Below are 16,617 nucleotides of genomic sequence, written 5' to 3' on the forward strand. Positions count from 1 at the left end.
CTCCTATCGCAGAAGCACGACTTTCCGAAGCTGGCTCGATGAACCCTGCTTCAGGCGAAGGAAATACCGACCACTCAGGGCACGGTTCCCAAAGCGGGTCTCCAGCCCGGGCCAGAGATCCTCTCCGGGAGCGACATCCTCTGTACGGCTTACCAACTGTCCCTCCAGGTTGAAAATCTCTACATCCAGATTTGCGCTGATTCCACCGAAGCTCAGGGCACTCTCCCCGGTGATTGGATTGGGGTAGAGATACACCGTGGTCAGAGACTGATCGACAGGTGCGGAGTCCGGGTGCAAGATCAGTTCCAGCAAGCCCGCATCTTTCATCCCCAGGAAAAGCCGGTCTGCATCCGGGTGAAGAGCAACCCGGTAGACATCCAGCCCGGAAAGAGGAGCCAAGACATCCGGTCCGAAGAGATCCTTGCCCGCAGCCTCCCGGCCCGCCTCGCTCGTGTAGTTGTCAATACTCCAGAGCCCGGCCTCCGCATCCAGTTCCACGCGGGAAAGCCCGCCGGCTGTGGCAAGCCAGGCACTCCGTCCGGGGCCAGCAGCCACGGCATTGACCTGGGCATGAAGAAGCCCATCCCGAAGGAAGGTCTTCTTGTTCAGATAGTCACTGACAGTCCATCCCCCACCCCAGGATTCCAGAAGCAGGAGCCCGTCACTCTGTCCCAGCCAGAGGCAGTCTTCTCCGGATCGCGCATCCAGATCAAAGCCGGTCGTGTCCGTGATGATCCTGCCCTGGGGATCGGAGATTCCATTGCCGGGGGCGTACCAGGTGTCGTCGAGAAAGAAATCGATCGTGCCCCCGGTATCCCAGATACAGGGACCCAGGCCCCGCACAAGAAGTGCCACCTCGCCGGGTGCCGGGAAGGCCAGCCCGTCGATGATGTCTCCGGGAAGCCCCGCATTCACGCCCGTGAAATGCAGCCACTCCGATTCCGGAGTGAAAACGGAAAGTCCAAAACCATCGAGGGCAAACCATCGGTTCCCCGAGGAATCCTCCCCCATGCGGATCACGGCATGCGAAGCGATGCTTCCCGCACCGGCCTCCAGCATTTCCCAGTCCCCGCTGTCCAGATGAATGCGAAGCGTGGAGGTTCCGAATCGGGAAAACCAGGCCCAGCCCTCCGAGTCCTCCATGCAGTCCAGACTCCAGGCCGGAGCATTGCTCCATTCATCCTGCATGGGGATCCAGTGCCACTCGCCATCATACCAGGCAGCCCCGCCCTTGCTCCCGGTAATCCAGCGGCCCGATGCTCCAAAGGAAAGGGCCGTGGTCTCCGGAGAAAGGGGCCCTTCCTGAAGAGACAAGCGTTGCCAGAGTCCCTCTTTTCTCCAGAGGATTCCCGGGCCCATGCCCCGATAAACCTGTCCTCCCAGCCAGGCATTTCCTCCGTCGTCTACATGGAGTGCCGAGAGAACCGGGCGGGCATAGCTCCCATCGAGAACCTCCGGCAAGCCGGAGGAAAGGTCTTCCCAACTCTCCGTGCCGGGATTCCAGGCAAGGAGCTTGCCCGTCTCCGAACTGCTTCTCCAGGAGACATAGAGTTTGTCCTGGTTCCAGAAAAACGCTCTTGCCGAATGGCCGCTCAGGGGATCGGCCAGTGTCTGCCAGTCACCGTTATCATTCAGAAAATGGACATTGCCCTCCGCAAGTAAATAGAGACGGTCGCCGTAAACCAGATCAAGGATCGCGGATTCCGGAACCCCTGCATCCTCCTCCAGCACTCCCCCGGGAGGCAGAAGGAAGAGACCGTCGGCGGTCCCGACCCAGAGGCTGTCGCCCTCGAACTCCAGGCATCGAACTTCCTCGTTCCCCAGGCCCTCCCAGGCATCCCAGATTTCCCCGGGCACAACGCCTTCCATCACTCCGAAGCCGGCATCACTGCCATACCAGACTCTTCCCTGCGGCCCTTCTTCCAGACAGAGAAGCCGATCAGAGGTGATCGCCTGAGGAAAAACCTGAAAGCGTTTCCAGACTTCCTCATCTGCGGGACGATAGCGGGCCAGGCCTTCACCATTGGTGGCGAACCAGATTTCATCCTGCGACAGGGCGAGCACCGCATTGAGGTCGTTGAGAGGTAGCCCGTCGGATGCGCGCAGGAACTCGACCTCCCCGCTATCGGGATTCAGTGACAGCGCCCCCCCGCGACCTGCTGCCCAGAGCCTGCTGCCGTCAAAGGAGAAGCTGCGGATATCACTGGCATCCGGCCAAGAGACCCACTCCAACTCCGTAGCAGAGATGGCCAGGGGGACAAGACAGAGGATCAGGGTCCAGAACTTCATGCATCCAGCCTCCGGCAAAATTCCTCGGGAAAGCGTCCCTTCATCTGACAGGAAAAAGTCTCTCCCCAGATTCTGAAATCCAGACCCGGGCTCCAGTTGAGCGAATAGAGGCGATCCAGTTCGCGGTAGAATTTCTGTTGGGAAGCGGAGGCTGGAATCCTCCAATATCCAGTCAGACCCGGGCGGACATCCTGCATCCCCGTCCGGTCAAGAGAAGAGGGAAGCGGTCCGACCAGACTGAGATCCCCCCGCAGCACTGAAAGATAGAGGCAGGGATTGAGAAGGTCGGAAAGAAACGCAGCCCTTTTCCCCAGAACAAGGGGGAAGTCGAGAGCCTCGCCCTTCTTTCCCCGGTAACTGACAGTCCTGCGTTGCCTTTTCCGCCCCGCTGTTATGAGATGGAAAAAAGACGGCAAGAGAGAAAGAAGCAGCAGAAAAAGAGCCAGTACAAAATCATTGAGTCTTTTCAGAAAGCGAAGCAGGAAATCAATTCCCCCGGCCCGGAAACGCTGGGCAGGGATCCCGAGAAAGTCGCCCGACTGGGGACCCCGCAATAGAGCCGACAGTCCTCCCAGAACACTGAGGTCCATGCTCATCTTTCTGCAGTCTTTCAGAATGGAAGCAACCTGGCTGGCCGAGGAGGCGGAAGAAGCCACCAGCACTTCCTGAATCCTCTCTTCCCGTGCGAGCCGGGAAAGATCCTCCACGCCCCCCAGGGAAGACTCCGGGTTCCCTCCCGGATCCAGGCGACCTACCAGATCCAGCCCGAACTCGGGGTGCTCTCCCACAAGACGCTCAATGAGGGCGTACTCTTCGACAGTGCCCAGAAGCAGCATCCGCTTCAGGTCAAAGTTCAGTCGAAGGAAACGGTGATGAAGGCTTCGGATGAGGACACGGAAGAGCAAAATCAGGAAGAGCGAAAGGGGCGCGCTGAGGAGAACCACCGAGCGGGAAACGATGTCTTCCCCTGCCAGGAAATTGACAGCAAGCAGGACGACCGGGATCAGCAATTCAGAGCGGAAGAGCTTCAGGAATTCGTCGCTGCCCCTGGTCCGCCGATCCACCCGGTAGAGCCCGTTGACAGCGAAGAAGACCAGACTGATCCCGGCATAGAAAAGCATGAAACGGTAATAGGGAGCCGGGTCGAAATAGGTTCCCTCAAAGAGCCCCCCGAAGATGAGACGAAGTTGCACGGCCGCGCTCAATGCAAGGGCAAGAGCGGCGAGATCCAGCAAGGCCAGTCCCGCAATGCGCACCGGGTTCCGATATCGCTTGAGGATGTAGGAGACCGGATTCCACTTCTCGTAGTAGTGAAGAAAACTGGAAAGATGGGCGACAAGGCTCCGGCTGAAAGGATTCTTCGCACTGGCTCGCTTGTGCACATGGTTCATCAGGGAAGCAGGCTCATAGTGGACTTCCCAGCCCCGCTTCGCCATGCGAGTACACCAGTCCACATCCTCGAAGTAGAGAAAGAACCGTTCATCCATGCCGCCCACTTCCTCGACGGCACTTCGTCGGGCCATCATGCAGGCTCCGAGAATCCAGTCCACGCGCCTTGGGCTGGCGTGATCGTAGTCGAGCATCAGGTGATGGCGAAGGGCACGGCTCTTCGGGAAGAGTTTCTTCAGGGGAGTTCGGCGAAGGAGGATGGTCCAGAGCGTGTAGAAGGAACGGCAGGAGTGCTGAAGACTGCCATCCTCGTTGAGAAGGCGGGAACCCACGATCCCCACATGGGGATGGCTCTCGAGGTAGTCAGTCAGAATATCAATGGACCCCGGCTCCGCCTTGACATCGGGATTGAGGACCAGAAAGAGATCACCGCTTCCGGCCCGAAGGCCCTGATTCACGGCTCTTGCATAGCCCAGATTGGAGCCATTCGCGATGACCCGGACATCCTCTTCCCGCTCCAGCAGAGCAACACTGTCATCGCCGCTGTTGTTGTCAATCACGATCACTTCCAGACGGCGGCTTGTGCCGCTCTTCCGGAGGCTATTGAGACTCTCGAGGATCTCCTTCCCCGAAAAATAGCTCACATAGAGAACCGTGATGACATCCTTCATCCGGTATCGGCCTTTCTCTTCCCTACGCGAAGTCTGGAGAAGCGTAGCCTCCAGACCATCCAGATTGCTTCCACAATGATCTTCCGGTTCATCTTGCTGACTCCCACCCTCCGGTCTGTGAAAACAATCGGAATCTCGCGAATTGCAAAGCCCCGCTTCCAGGCCTGATAGTTCATCTCAATCTGGAAGCTGTAGCCGTCGCTGCGGATTCTCTCCAGAGGAATGGCTTCCAGCACTTCCCTGCGGAAACACTTGAAGCCTCCCGTGGCATCGCGGATCGGCATGCCCGTCACCAGCCTTGTGTAGACATTGGCTCCCAGGCTGAGGAAAAGTCGGCGCAGGGGCCAGTTCACTACCGTCACGCCCTCGAGATAGCGACTCCCGAGAACCAGATCGCAGCCTTCGATGCCCTTGAGCATCCGCTGAAGATCTTCGGGGTTGTGAGAAAAGTCTGCGTCCATTTCGAAAATGCAGTCGATGTCTTCCATCTTCAGGGCATATCGAAACCCGTCGATGTAGGCCGAACCGAGCCCCATCTTCCCGGGACGCCGGAGGAGGTGAATGCGCGGATCCTCCTTCTGCATGGTTGCCACGATCTCCCCGGTTCCGTCCGGAGAGTTGTCATCCACGACCAGCACCTGCAGACAAGGATCCTGCTTCAGAGCTTCAAGGACAATGCCGCGAATGTTATCCTCTTCGTTATAGGTCGGTATGATCACCAGGCCCTTCATGATCTCTCCCTTCGGAGTTTCGGGGTCAGCAATCCGGCAATCATGAGAAGCCCCATGAGTCCGAATGAGGAAAACCAGGAGGCTCTCAAGAGATTCCAGTTTGGCAGTTCATAGAAGAAACGAATCCGGTGGCTGCCTTCACTCAAGTACACTGAGCGGAAGAAACCGTCCGCGCTCAGCAGCTCCGCTTCATTCCCGTTCACTTCCACAGACCAGCCGGGATAGTTCATGTCAGCCAGAACGAGAAGCCCCGGGTCTTGCATTTCCACTTCACAGGAAACTTCATCCAGTCCGTAACTCGCTTCGAGAATGCGACCGCAGGCTTCCCCGGAGGGATGCAATTCCAGAGCGGATCCTGCAGACAGGAAAATACCCGCTTTCGGGGCCATCCCCTTCAGGAGCAGGGCCCGACTTTCTTCCGGGCTTTTCAGGATGACCCGGTCCTCCAGAAAAAGGCGAGGCCGCCAGTGGCGGTTTTCATAGATTCCCGGCGGGGCGTTTCGAACCGGGGGAAAGTCGGGACCGGCATTGAGGCTGCGTCCGGCGATCAGGTACTTCACGGAAAATCTCCCGAGAAGGGGAGCGCCACCACGGGGAAGGGCACGAATGACCGAATCGGCCAATGCCAGTTTTGCGGCATGATAGCCCCCGAGACTGGCCAGTCCCCTGGCCGCCGCCTCATTGCCTTCAAAACCGCTGCCCGAAAGTGCATAGAAGCGTTCGTCGCCCAGATTACCGCTGAGAAAGTGCAGGTCGCCGGAGGGAAGTCGCATTTCCGGAGAGGCAGGCTCCGCCCAGAGGCCGCGCCCCTTGTGGGAATCCCAGTGTTTTTCCGGATGGAGGATTCGATAGTCAAGAGGCAGGAAGTCCAAAAGCAGGATGAGAAGAACCGCTGCGGGGAAGCCCCAGCGAAATACGCGATGATGCCTCTTCCAGAGGAGAAGGATAAAGGGCGTCAGTAGCAGGACACTTCGGGCAGAGTCCATCCGGAACCAGTCGGCCGCCTTCCCGGCCAGACCTGCAACAAAGCCCCGGGCCTGCGAGGGAGTGAGGGAGGAGAGACGCGGTGCCAGTCGGCGGGCAAGACCCTCTTCTGCGACCTCTTCCACCGGCAGGAAGACCAGCAGAAGAAGCGAGAGAAGAAAAGCGATCAGGACAATGCGTAGCAGTTTCTTGCCCTCTCCCGGGTTTCTCAAGACCCGGTCGAGCCCCCGGGCAAAGAGAATGGCAAGGCTCAGTTGTTGCAGAAGCAGGATCATCACGGGAACACGGAAACGGTTGAACCAGGGGAGGAAATCATAGAAGGGTCGATAGAGCAGCGGGAAATGCCTGCCAGCGGCGACCAGGGTCGCCATCAGAAAGAGTCCGGCAAAGAAGAGTTCCAGATGGCAGGGTTTTCTTCGCCAGAAGTTCAGAATCAGAACGAGAAAGGGCAAAAGGCCCAGGTAGTTCGGGTAGTTTGTCATGGGCATATGCCCGAAATAAGTCTCCTCCCCGAATCCCACGCTGGAGGGAAAAAGGAAGGTGGACCATTCGACCGGATGCAGACTCCAGGCCGTGGCGTAGTCCCAGTCTGCGCCGCCACCCTGGCTGACCCCCCGAATCGAGTGAGCGCTGTACTCATGGACCGGCCCATAGAGGATCGCAGATGCTCCCATGGCAAGAAGCAGTGCCAGAAGTCCGGCTCCGAGACGGAGCAGCGCTGCCTTCGACTGTTTCTTCATCAGCAAACGGAGCAGGCGGAAAAAGGCATAGAGACCCGCTGTCAGGAGACCGTAGTAAACCACCTGTACATGGGCAGAGAGAAGCAGGCCGGTGACCGAAAGAGCCAGAAGAGCCAGATCCAGCAGGATTCTGCGGCCGCCTGTCACCCGGTCCGTAAAGAGCAGGATCCAGGGAATCCAGGAGTAGCTCATCACCTTGCTACCGTGGCCGTAAACACCCACGGCAACCTGTGAGGGCAAAAGGAGAAACAGGGCGCCCGCCATCCAGGCCGTCCAGCCATAGCTCCCCTTCCATCGGAGATAGGCAAAGATTCCGAGTGAAGCCCAGAGGTAGTGAAAGAGGAGCCAGGTCAGGGGCGGGAAACCCGCATGGTCGATCAGAAAACGCAGGAAGAGATTCACCGGATAGAGTCCGGGGTGATAGCTGAGGCTGGCGAAGGCCGGCATTCCTGCAAAAATCAGGGGGTTCCAGAGAGGAGAATCCAGCCCCTGGGACTTTGCCCAGACGGCAAGGCCTCCGGGAGCAAGACTGTCAGGAGTCTGAAAAACCTTCCCCTGAAAGATCGCTTCCGGAAAGAGCAGGGCAAGAAGTGCGAGATAAAGAAGCAGAGCCAGGGCAAAGCCTCTTTTGCCTTCCAGTCTCAAGGCGCGCCGCCATGGGGAGGAAGCTTCCATCAGGGCTTCTCCCTTCCGACAAGAGCCGCTCCGGCTGCGGGAAGCACGGACCATTCCCCGCGAAACAGGGCTCGAAGGATGGCAAGGGCCAGATGCAGCGTCCAGGCCAGGCGTGCGAGGGGTCTCCAGGGTGCCGACACATGGCGGCGGATCAACTTCCCGGATGCAGTCAGCTGGGCGCGCAACTTTGCCGGAGCCATTCCTCCTCCGCTGGAAAAACCAACGCGGTGAAAGATCATCGACTCGGCGACATAACGGAGCAGCCAGCCCTGTTCCCTCGCTCGAAGAGAGAGGTCCACATCCTCCGCATAGAAAGGGAAGGCAGGGTCGAAGCCGCCGGTCTCTTTCCAGAAGTCCCGTCTGCCCAGAATCGCACAGCCAGTGAGGTAGCCGGTCTCGTCGGAACGAAGCAGATCCTCCACGGGTCTTTTCCGGATGCCCCGATGGGATGTAATTCTCGCAAGTCGACTAACCTTCCCCCCTCCATACCAGAGCCGGTCGGCGGGATCGAGGTAGTGGATGCGAGGGGAGGCAGCTCCCCGCCGGGGATCCCTCTCCAGATCCTCGACGAGAGGATCCAGAAAGTCCACATCGCACTTGATGTCGTTGTTCAGGAGGAGCACGAAGTCCTGCTTGCGGTCGAGCCAGTAGTCCAGACCCCGGTTCATTCCCCCGCCAAAGAGGAGGTTCTCCTCATTGCGCAAAACTGCCAGTTCCGGCCAGAGTTCCTCTGCCATTGAGACGGAATCGTCCCGGGAATCGTTGTCCACAAGAAGAACCGAGACCTCGTGGCGACTGGCTTCCGCGGCACTGCGCAGGCTGTTCAGGCAGGCCGGAAGCACCTCCGCCCCATTCCAGTTGAGAACCACGATGCCCAGTCTTCTCGCCTCAGGAACCATGTGGCTCCTTCCAGGACTTGATCCGGTAGGATTCCTCCCGGGCTCGCAGGTGAATCATCAATTCGCCGAGAAGCCCCAGACTCCAGAACTGGATGGCGAGAATCAGAAGAACCCAGCCCAGAATCAGCAGTGGGCGAACCCGCAGGGCATGGGTCACAAGCCAGACGCCTCCAAACCAGGCATTGATCGCAAAGCCGGTCAGGAAAAAGAAGAAACCGACTCTGCCAAAGGTATGAAGAGGTGCGAGCGAACTTCGTGAGGTAAAGCTGATCGTCATCAGGTCAAAGAAGCCATTGAGGTATCGCCTCATGCCGAACTTGCTCTCTCCGTACTTCCTGGCGTGATGGTGCACGGGAATCTCGGTCACCTGGAAACCGTCCCAGTTCGCAAGAGCCGGGAGAAAACGATGAAGTTCTCCATAGACCCGCAGGTTTTTGACCACTTCCTGTCGGTAGGCTTTCAGCCCGCAGTTGAAGTCATGAAGCTTCAGCCCTGTCACCCTTCTCATCACACGATTGAAAAAGAAACTGGGAAGAGTCTTGGACAGGGGATCCTTGCGGTCCTCTTTCCAGCCGCTGACCAGATCCCAGCCCTCATTGAGCCGGGAGATCAGGGCGGTAATTTCTGCGGGATCATCCTGAAGATCGGCGTCCATGGTAATGACGATCTCCCCCCGGACATGCTGGAAGGCCAGGGCCAGGGCGGCACTCTTTCCATAGTTGCGACCGAAACAGTAATAGCCGAGTTCCGGGATCTCCGAGCTCATGCGCTCCAGAAGCTCCGGGCTTCCGTCGCTACTTCCATCATCAATGACCAGAATCTCGTAGGGTGCAAATGCCTTCGCATGCTCCTGCACCCGCTCGAGAAGTTCCGGGAGGCTCTCGGCCTCGTTCCATGAAGGGATGACGATGGACAGGTTCATACAGCGTCTCCGGTTTCAAGGGTCCATTCCAGTTGTCTCGCGAGTCCTTCTGTCAGGGAAACCTGGGGAAGGAAATCCAGTTCCTCCCGGATTCTCTCCGTGGAAGCAAGAGTGTCCAGGACATCACCCTTCTTGCGTTCCTCGTGTCGGAGGCGAAGGGGTTTCCCCAGCAGGCTTTCCATGATCTCGAAGACCTCCAGAAGCGGAAGACGACTTCCTCCGCCCGCATTGAAGACGAAATGTTCGCCCTCGTATTCGGCCGCACGAAGGAAGCACTCGACGATGTCCTCGACGAAGGTGTAATCGCGGGTCTGCTTTCCGTCCCCGTAGACCGGAATCTCTTCCTCTCGCAGGGCGGCACGGAAGAAGCGGGAAAATGCCATGTCCGGTCGCTGTCGGGGACCATAGACCGTGAAGAGACGAAGCGCCCGGGCCTGAAGACCGAAATTCATCCGGTACAGATCCACCATTTGCTCGGCAGAGAGCTTCGTCACCCCGTAGGGACTGAAGGGTCGGGGGCGTTGTTCCTCTCGCATCGGGAGGCTCTCCACCTGCCCGTACACCGAACTGGTGCTGGCATAGACAAGCCGAACATTCGGGAAAGATTTCAGGCTCTCGAGAATCCTCTGCGTCACCGCGAGATTTTCCCGCAGATAGATACCGAAGTCCGCACCCCAACTGGCCCTTACCCCCGCCTGGGCGGAGAGGTGGAAGACCCGCTTGCAGCCATCGAGTAGGGAAGGAAGATCCGCCTCCATGAGATCCTCTTCCAGAAACTGGAAGGATGGATGCTTGAGGCAGACCGACAGGTTCCCCCGCTTGATCTGCGGATCGTAGTAGTCCGTCAGACAGTCGATCCCCAGGACTTCCCGCCCTTCGGCAAGAAGCCTTTCACTAAGTTGCGAACCGATAAAACCGGCCGCCCCCGTGACAAGAACACTATCGCTCACCCTGTACTCCTTGCCCCGCTTGCATGCCCTCCTTCAAGAGGCCCAGTCTTTCGCGAATGGCTTCACTCTTTGGATTCCTTGCAAGGTATTCCTCAAGCCTTGTCTGCATGGCAGTGAGATTCTTCCGGGTCGGGAAGAAGCTGACGATGTAGTCAAGAAGCGAGATGTGGGCAGCCTCGGAATCGGGATTCAGTTCAATGATTCTCCCGAGCGCGATGACCACTTCCTCATGTCTGCCAAGAGTCTCCAGGTATTGCGCATAGCGAGCCCAGAAACGGTAGTCTTGGGGATCCTTCTCGCTGAAGGTATCGTAGGCAAGCCCCACGCGCAGGGAGTCCCCGGCCTGTCCATAGAGGTAGGGAAGATAGAGCATGGCGGGCACAAACTCCGGATTGATCTGCCAGGCCCGCTCCATGGCTCTTACCGCCTCTTGATCATCCTGAACTCCCTCGTCTCCCCGGCTCATTTCGATGGAAAGACGACTCCAGGCGGCCGCATAGTTCTGGATCAGGTGGATCACGGTAGCATTGAGATAGAAAGGCTCCTCCTGCTGAACCGGGAAGCGGGGGATCTCGCCGGAGAGTCCCTGCTCGCTGCCATCCGCCCCCCAGTCAGAGAAGATCCCGCGCCAGATGTAGCCCTCCTCCAGATTGTAGCGGAGCTTTTCCAGGTCCACCTGCTCCTTGCCCTTTTCGAGCGTCATGCGGTAAACCATGCCCTCCATGCGCAAGTACTCCATCCAGGGCAGAAGAGATTCCCGGGGGACAGTAACGGCGAAGTAGTAGGGGCGGGTGTACCATCCCTCCTTCTGGGTGTTCATCATCATTCGGTTGATGATCTCGTCGCGGGGTTGAAGGATGCGCCCGTCCTCCAGTTGGTAGTAATGCGTTGCGACTTCCGCGATTTCATCATTGTCCAGATAGATGGGAAGCACCGGGTCCCTGTCACGCAACTGCCTCATGTACCAGTCAGTGTTCAGTAGACTCAGGTTCACCACCCGGACATCCATGCGGATCCCCTCAACCTCCTGCAGGTACCAAAGCGGGAAGGTGTCATTGTCCCCGTTCGTAAAGATCACCGCATTCTCTTCCAGGGGCGAAAGCATGTTCCATGCATAGTCGCGCGCAATCCGGAGCTCACTGCGATCATGAGTGTAGAAGTGTGAGACCAGAGGACCAAAGGAAAGCAAGAGGAGCAGGGCCGCGATCAGTGAGCTCTGGAGCTTGCCCCGTTTCTCCGCCAGAAAACCTTCCAGGAGTCCCGTGATTCCGAGACCGATGAACAGGGAAAGGAAATAGAAGCCGGGCGTGTAAAAGTAGTCCCGCTCTCTCACCTCGTGGTTGGTGAAGTTCAAAAAGAGAATCAGACCGACGCTGTTCACCAGAAGAATGATGAAAAGGGCCAGAAATACCTTCTTCTCTCTGCGCCACTGCTGCCAGATCCCCAGTACCCCGAGGCCCAGAGGCAGGGCGGTCAACGCAGCGCCCGGGTTCAGGAAGAAGCTGCCCAGAGAAAGCCGGGTCTGGAAAGGCATCTGGAACTGGTTCCAAAGGTATCCCCAGAAATGATTCAACTGGAAAGAGAAACTGGCTTCCCGAACATGCAATGAGCGGGCAGGGTACTGCTCCCGCTTGAGAACAGCCAGCAGGTTCTCCCAAGTGGAAGGGTCCGCCTCGTTGATGGCCGGCCCCGGATCATGCCCCGCACGAATCATGAGAAAGAGATGGACACTGAGTCCCAAAACAAAGACGGCAAGCGCCGCCAGCGGAAAGCGTTTGCCGGTGCTGAACAGCCAGATCGAGACCATGAGGGTCAGCAGAAGGCCGCCCCCCATCCAGAGGTCCGGAAGGTGGAGAATCGTACTTCCCAGAAAAAAGGCCAGTGCGGCTCCCACGACCCACAACTCGATATTGCTGAATCCTTTCTTCTCCACCAGCAGGGCGAGAAAGAAAAAGCCGGGAAAGATCAGAATCGTTCCCAGATGAAAACCCACTCCGAGAGCCAGCAGATAGAGAATCAGGAGTACCTTGCCGTTGCTGCCTGACTGATCGGCCTTCTCTTTCCAGTCCAGGATCAGCCAGGTGACCAGACCCATGAGGAAAGCACTGAGGGAATAGACCTCTGCCTCAATGGAATTGCCCCAAAATGTGTCGCTGAAGGCGAGCATGAAGGAAGCAGAGAGAGCACCGGCCACACGAAGGTAAAGCCTCGTTCCTCCCTGAACGGCAGACGCACCCCAACTTCGAGTCGCCTTGAGGACCAGCAGGAACATGATCAGAGTGGCCAGGGAGCCGAAGAGGGCGCTCAACATATTGATCCGGTGCGCCACCCCCTCCCCGAAGGGCATAAGCGAGGCCAGCCTTCCGACCAGAACATACATCGGAGTGGCGGGAGGATGCGGAATACCAAGGATATAGCTCGTTGCGATGAACTCGCCACAGTCCCAGAAATTGAGTGTTCGGCTCATGGTCCGAAGATAGACAAGGAAGGGCAGGAGGAAGGCAAGGATGCCTCCCCACAGAATCGCGGGATGATAGCGTCTCATGAGACCTTTCCGGGGGAAAAACCCGTGCAAGTGCTGAATTCAACAGGGAATCTGAAGGAATGTGCCCCGGGAGGCAAGGCTTTTCAGCGGTTCTTCACCGCTTCGGACGGCAGTCGGCGAAGCAGGAAGACAAAACCCCCGATCGAGGAGACCAGAAGCATGAGCAAATAGGCCAGAAACTGAAGTGCCACAGGAACTTCACCGATCAGACCCAGGGGGCGGAAAAGAGGAATTGCCAGACTTTCCCTCAGTCCCAGTCCGCCAATGGTCACCGGAAGAACGAGGGCGAAGGCCAGCGGGGGAATGGCGATAAAGAACTGCCCAAAGGAGGGCGTAGCAGAGCCAATCAGGGCATAGCAGACCAGAAAGTGAACTCCGACCCTCATTCCCTGCACCAGTAGGGAAAGCAGGAAGAGGCGAAACAGGACCCGTTTCCGACAGCGAAGAACCTCAAAGAGCTCAAAAATCCTCCAGCGCTTCCCTCCCTCCGAGAGAATCCCGGTCAGAATACCCAGCCTTCTCATGCCCGAGGCCACGGGATTGAGGAGGAAGAGGAAGGCCAGAAAGAGGTAGAGAAGGGAACTGCGAAACACTGCGTTTCCAATGGTTTCCAGTCCCGGCTCTGTTCTCAGGAGCCAGGATGCCAGCAGTGCCAAAAAGGCCAGGGCGCTCAGCCCGGTCAGGCGATCTGCCAGGGTGGCGGCCGCCGAAGTAATGGGATCCTGCTGTTCCTTCTTCAGGTCCAGAACCTTGACGAGATCTCCGCCCACATTGCCCGGGAGGATGTTGTTGAAGAAGAGACCCACCCAGTAGACCTCTATCACCTTTTTCCAGGAAATGGAGATTCCCAGAGTCCGGAGAAAAAAGCCCCATTGCCAGGCTCCTCCGAAAACACTGGCTCCGAAAAGGAGAAAGGCCGCGAAAAAGGGAAGAAGCTTGGCCTCGCCGAGGACGGCCATGGCATCGCCGAGGGAGATCCGCTGCAGGAGCAGAAATACCAGAGTCGCAGATACCGCCAGTTTCCCGATCAAGAGGAGGATATTCTTCAAAGGCCACTCTCCATGAGACGGTCAAGCAGATCTCCGGCCTCCCTGGCCGTTCGATTCCAGGAGAACTCCCTCGCTCTTCGAGCAGCCCGCTCGGCCATCGCCTCACGCAGCTCGGGGGAGCGCAAAAGTTCCAGAGTAGCCTCTGCCATGGCATCCGTGTCATCGGGTGGAACCAGAATCCCGGTCTTTCCGTCCTCGACGGAATCCCGAAGTCCCGGAGAATCCGAGGCCACCGCGGGAACCCCGCAGGCCGCCGCCTCGATCACCGTCAGCCCCCATCCCTCCTTGGGGCTACTGTTCAGAAAGACATGGCACTTGTAGAGCAGGCTCACCATGTCCTCCAGACTCATAAATCCATGAAAGGTGATAGAGTTGTCAAGTTCCAATTTCCTCGACAACTTTCTGAGATTGGGAAGTTCGGGCCCGTCTCCCACGATCTCCAGGCGGGCCTCCGGCATCTCATCCCGGATTTTTGCAAAACTCCGGATCACTCGATCGGCTCCCTTGTACTTGCGAAGCCGCCCCAGATGGATCAGGCGGGGACTCTTTCCCTTCCCGGGAGGATTCTCGCGATCATAGGGCTTCGGGTCGAAACCGCAGTAACTGACCTCCACCTTGTCTTTCTTCATGCCCCTGGCCAGCAGATCGTCGCGAGTACTGGGGCTGATCGCGACCACGCCACTATTTCGGTAGACAAGGGGAATGGGCAATTCAAAGAGCCAGACATAAAAGGCGAATAACGGATTGGTTTCCCGAAAGACCGTCGTCCCGAAGAGATGGGGGATCAGCAGAAGGTGAGGCAGGGAACTGAGAAGTGGCAGGAAGAAGGGAATCTTGTTCACATCTTCAACGATACAGTCAAAGGACTCCTGGCGAAGGAGACGGCGGGCACGGAAGAAAAGTGCGAAATTGGCATTCCAGGCATTACCGGCCCGAAGGATTCTCAGGCCACCGTAGTGTTCCTCTTCCGCTCCTCCGGGAAAGCCGGCGCAGAGGAGGGTCAGCTCATCGCCGTCCTCAGCCCATCGTTCGATGATCTCGTGAAGATGGGTCTCCGCTCCCCCGGCTTCGGGGTTCTTTCGATCCCGCCAGTTGACGGCCAGGATCCTCCGTTTTCTCTCAGCCAATCGAGTCTCCCGGTTTCCGGGCCACGCATCCAATGACCATGGCAGAATAGTGCCCGGCTCTCGAATAGCGAAGTGATTTTCTGAGGGAATCCCCCGTGCGCACAAAAAGAGGCGGTTGCGGAGGGCTTGCCGGCAGCTTCAGCCGAAGCCGGGAAAGGAGCTTCCGCAAGGCCCGGTAAGGAAGCCCGGGCTTGGGCCAGTCCGCATAGGTCGTCAGATGCTCCAGCCCGCAATCGCGCAGAAGACCTTCCAGTTCCCTGGCGGAAAACGAACATTCCCATCCGGCAAACCAGCGATCCAGAGCGATCAGGATCCGTTTGACAAGCGTGTAGTAGTGCCAGCGCTGGGGTACATCAACCAGTAGAATCCCTCCGGGAGCCAGAACGCGGACGTTTTCTTTCAGAAGCGGAACTGGATCCCGAAAATGCTCGAGCAGACCCTGGTGAAAGACCACATCGAAGCTGTTGTTCTGGAAGGGAAGCTGCAGGGCGTCGGCGCGAATCGCCTGAATCCCTTCCGGGGCCCTTCCCCCGAGAGAGCTGTTCAGAGCCGGAAGGGAGTAGTCCAGAACACTGACAAGCGCTCCGCGGGAGGCAAGAAGCCGGGAGTCCCGACCGCTGCCAGCGCCCACTTCAAGGATCCGTAAGCCGGGCAAATCCGCCCAACGATCCAACTCCCCGACGAGATCTCCCACGGATTCATAGACCTCTTCGACAGGGCGCTCCTCCCAGAAGGTATCCCAGTGTTCCCGACGGCTTTCCCTCATTCCTTCGCGCCTCGCTCCTCGCTCAGAAGTTTCTCAAGGATCCCGTTGACAAAGGCCGTGGATTCCTCGCTCTCAAAACTGCGGGCGAGTTCGATGGCCTCATTAAGAATCACCTCGCTCGAGATTTCCGGGCAGTGAATGCCCTCGCTCAAGGCCATCCTCAGAATACTTCGCAGAACGAGACTGACGCGCTCGGGTTTGCGAGTCTCCAGCCTTGCGTTGATCTTCTCGTCAAGGCTCTCCTTTTCCCCTCCTACTTTTTCAAGAAGAAAGAAAGCGTAGTCCTCGCTCTCCTTGTGACTGTCCCTGCGAGCGGCCTGCTCCAGAAGAGCCACTTTCGCTTCCTTGCCGGAGAACTCCAGTTCAAAGAGAACCTGCAAAGCCAGTTCCCGCGCCTTTCGTCTTTTACCCATCTTCGCCTTTCAGTGCGGCACTCAGTCCCACCATTTCAATGGCAGATAGTGCTGCTTCCCAACCCTTGTTTCCGCTCTTGCTTCCACTTCTCTCGATGGCCTGCTCCAGCGTGTCCGTTGTCAGGACGCCGAAGAGTACCGGCACAGGTGAGTTCATGGCAAGAGATCCCACTCCCTTGGCGACCTCGGCGGATATGTAATCAAAGTGCGGAGTCCCTCCCCGGATCACTGCGCCAATGCAAATCACCGCATCGAATCGGCCCGATTCGGCTGCAAGACGGGCAATGGCAGGGATTTCAAAGGCTCCGGGAACCCGGATTTCCTCAATGTCGCTTTCCCCGGCCCCGTGTCTCACCAGACAGTCCCGGGCCCCCTCGGCCAACTTGCCCGTGAGGAAGTCATTGAAACGGCTGACTACCAATGCGAATCGGTGGCCTTCTGCATTCAGTTTCCCTTCAATCATCGGA

The 16,617-nt window shown here is 58.0% G+C and carries 13 protein-coding genes; all 13 read right to left on the bottom strand.

The genetic code is table 11. The annotated features are described in order from the left end of the window. Positions 1-3: 3 nt before the first annotated feature. On the bottom strand, positions 4-2,289 hold the full coding sequence (locus tag QGH30_04700; protein ID MDP7021636.1) for a T9SS type A sorting domain-containing protein: 2,286 nt from the start codon (positions 2,287-2,289) through the stop codon (positions 4-6). Continuing rightward, positions 2,286-4,349, bottom strand: a complete 2,064-nt coding sequence (locus QGH30_04705) for a glycosyltransferase (GenBank protein ID MDP7021637.1) — start codon at positions 4,347-4,349, stop codon at positions 2,286-2,288. The genes QGH30_04700 and QGH30_04705 overlap by 4 nt, the downstream gene beginning before the upstream one ends. Next, complete coding sequence (locus tag QGH30_04710; GenBank protein ID MDP7021638.1) at positions 4,346-5,080, bottom strand: polyprenol monophosphomannose synthase; 735 nt, start codon at positions 5,078-5,080, stop codon at positions 4,346-4,348. Before QGH30_04710 ends, QGH30_04705 begins: the two co-directional genes overlap by 4 nt. After that, positions 5,077-7,479: a hypothetical protein gene (locus tag QGH30_04715; GenBank protein ID MDP7021639.1), complete on the bottom strand. Its 2,403-nt coding sequence runs from the start codon at positions 7,477-7,479 to the stop codon at positions 5,077-5,079. The genes QGH30_04710 and QGH30_04715 overlap by 4 nt, the downstream gene beginning before the upstream one ends. After that, positions 7,479-8,378, bottom strand: coding sequence for a glycosyltransferase family 2 protein (locus QGH30_04720; GenBank protein ID MDP7021640.1), 900 nt, complete (start codon positions 8,376-8,378; stop codon positions 7,479-7,481). The genes QGH30_04715 and QGH30_04720 overlap by 1 nt, the downstream gene beginning before the upstream one ends. Continuing rightward, positions 8,368-9,300, bottom strand: a complete 933-nt coding sequence (locus tag QGH30_04725) for a glycosyltransferase family 2 protein (protein ID MDP7021641.1) — start codon at positions 9,298-9,300, stop codon at positions 8,368-8,370. The genes QGH30_04720 and QGH30_04725 overlap by 11 nt, the downstream gene beginning before the upstream one ends. Next, a complete protein-coding gene (locus tag QGH30_04730) occupies positions 9,297-10,250 on the bottom strand; it encodes an NAD-dependent epimerase/dehydratase family protein (protein MDP7021642.1) in 954 nt (317 codons plus the stop codon). Before QGH30_04730 ends, QGH30_04725 begins: the two co-directional genes overlap by 4 nt. After that, on the bottom strand, positions 10,240-12,795 hold the full coding sequence (locus QGH30_04735; GenBank protein MDP7021643.1) for a DUF2723 domain-containing protein: 2,556 nt from the start codon (positions 12,793-12,795) through the stop codon (positions 10,240-10,242). The genes QGH30_04730 and QGH30_04735 overlap by 11 nt, the downstream gene beginning before the upstream one ends. 83 nt (positions 12,796-12,878) lie before the next feature. Next, positions 12,879-13,844: a lysylphosphatidylglycerol synthase transmembrane domain-containing protein gene (locus QGH30_04740; GenBank protein MDP7021644.1), complete on the bottom strand. Its 966-nt coding sequence runs from the start codon at positions 13,842-13,844 to the stop codon at positions 12,879-12,881. Beyond that, positions 13,841-14,971, bottom strand: coding sequence for a glycosyltransferase family 4 protein (locus QGH30_04745; GenBank protein MDP7021645.1), 1,131 nt, complete (start codon positions 14,969-14,971; stop codon positions 13,841-13,843). Before QGH30_04745 ends, QGH30_04740 begins: the two co-directional genes overlap by 4 nt. Further along, on the bottom strand, positions 14,964-15,737 hold the full coding sequence (locus tag QGH30_04750; GenBank protein ID MDP7021646.1) for a class I SAM-dependent methyltransferase: 774 nt from the start codon (positions 15,735-15,737) through the stop codon (positions 14,964-14,966). Before QGH30_04750 ends, QGH30_04745 begins: the two co-directional genes overlap by 8 nt. After that, on the bottom strand, positions 15,734-16,150 hold the full coding sequence (gene nusB / locus QGH30_04755) for a transcription antitermination factor NusB (GenBank protein ID MDP7021647.1): 417 nt from the start codon (positions 16,148-16,150) through the stop codon (positions 15,734-15,736). The genes QGH30_04750 and nusB overlap by 4 nt, the downstream gene beginning before the upstream one ends. Next, entirely contained in the window at positions 16,143-16,613 is a 471-nt protein-coding gene (gene ribE, locus QGH30_04760) for a 6,7-dimethyl-8-ribityllumazine synthase (GenBank protein ID MDP7021648.1), read from the bottom strand. The genes nusB and ribE overlap by 8 nt, the downstream gene beginning before the upstream one ends. Positions 16,614-16,617 lie beyond the last annotated feature (4 nt).

This window comes from Candidatus Krumholzibacteriia bacterium (genome assembly GCA_030748535.1).
Taxonomy (GTDB): Bacteria; Krumholzibacteriota; Krumholzibacteriia; order JACNKJ01; family JACNKJ01; genus JASMLU01.

Bases quoted from the DNA above. Each gene is read 5' to 3' on its own strand.
- QGH30_04715 (MDP7021639.1), bottom strand. From the start codon at position 7,479: ATGGAAGCTTCCTCCCCATGGCGGCGCGCCTTGAGACTGGAAGGCAAA.
- QGH30_04725 (MDP7021641.1), bottom strand. From the start codon at position 9,300: ATGAACCTGTCCATCGTCATCCCTTCATGGAACGAGGCCGAGAGCCTC.
- QGH30_04710 (MDP7021638.1), bottom strand. From the start codon at position 5,080: ATGAAGGGCCTGGTGATCATACCGACCTATAACGAAGAGGATAACATT.
- nusB (MDP7021647.1), bottom strand. From the start codon at position 16,150: ATGGGTAAAAGACGAAAGGCGCGGGAACTGGCTTTGCAGGTTCTCTTT.
- QGH30_04735 (MDP7021643.1), bottom strand. From the start codon at position 12,795: ATGAGACGCTATCATCCCGCGATTCTGTGGGGAGGCATCCTTGCCTTC.
- QGH30_04720 (MDP7021640.1), bottom strand. From the start codon at position 8,378: ATGGTTCCTGAGGCGAGAAGACTGGGCATCGTGGTTCTCAACTGGAAT.
- QGH30_04750 (MDP7021646.1), bottom strand. From the start codon at position 15,737: ATGAGGGAAAGCCGTCGGGAACACTGGGATACCTTCTGGGAGGAGCGC.
- QGH30_04700 (MDP7021636.1), bottom strand. From the start codon at position 2,289: ATGAAGTTCTGGACCCTGATCCTCTGTCTTGTCCCCCTGGCCATCTCT.
- ribE (MDP7021648.1), bottom strand. From the start codon at position 16,613: ATGATTGAAGGGAAACTGAATGCAGAAGGCCACCGATTCGCATTGGTA.
- QGH30_04705 (MDP7021637.1), bottom strand. From the start codon at position 4,349: ATGAAGGATGTCATCACGGTTCTCTATGTGAGCTATTTTTCGGGGAAG.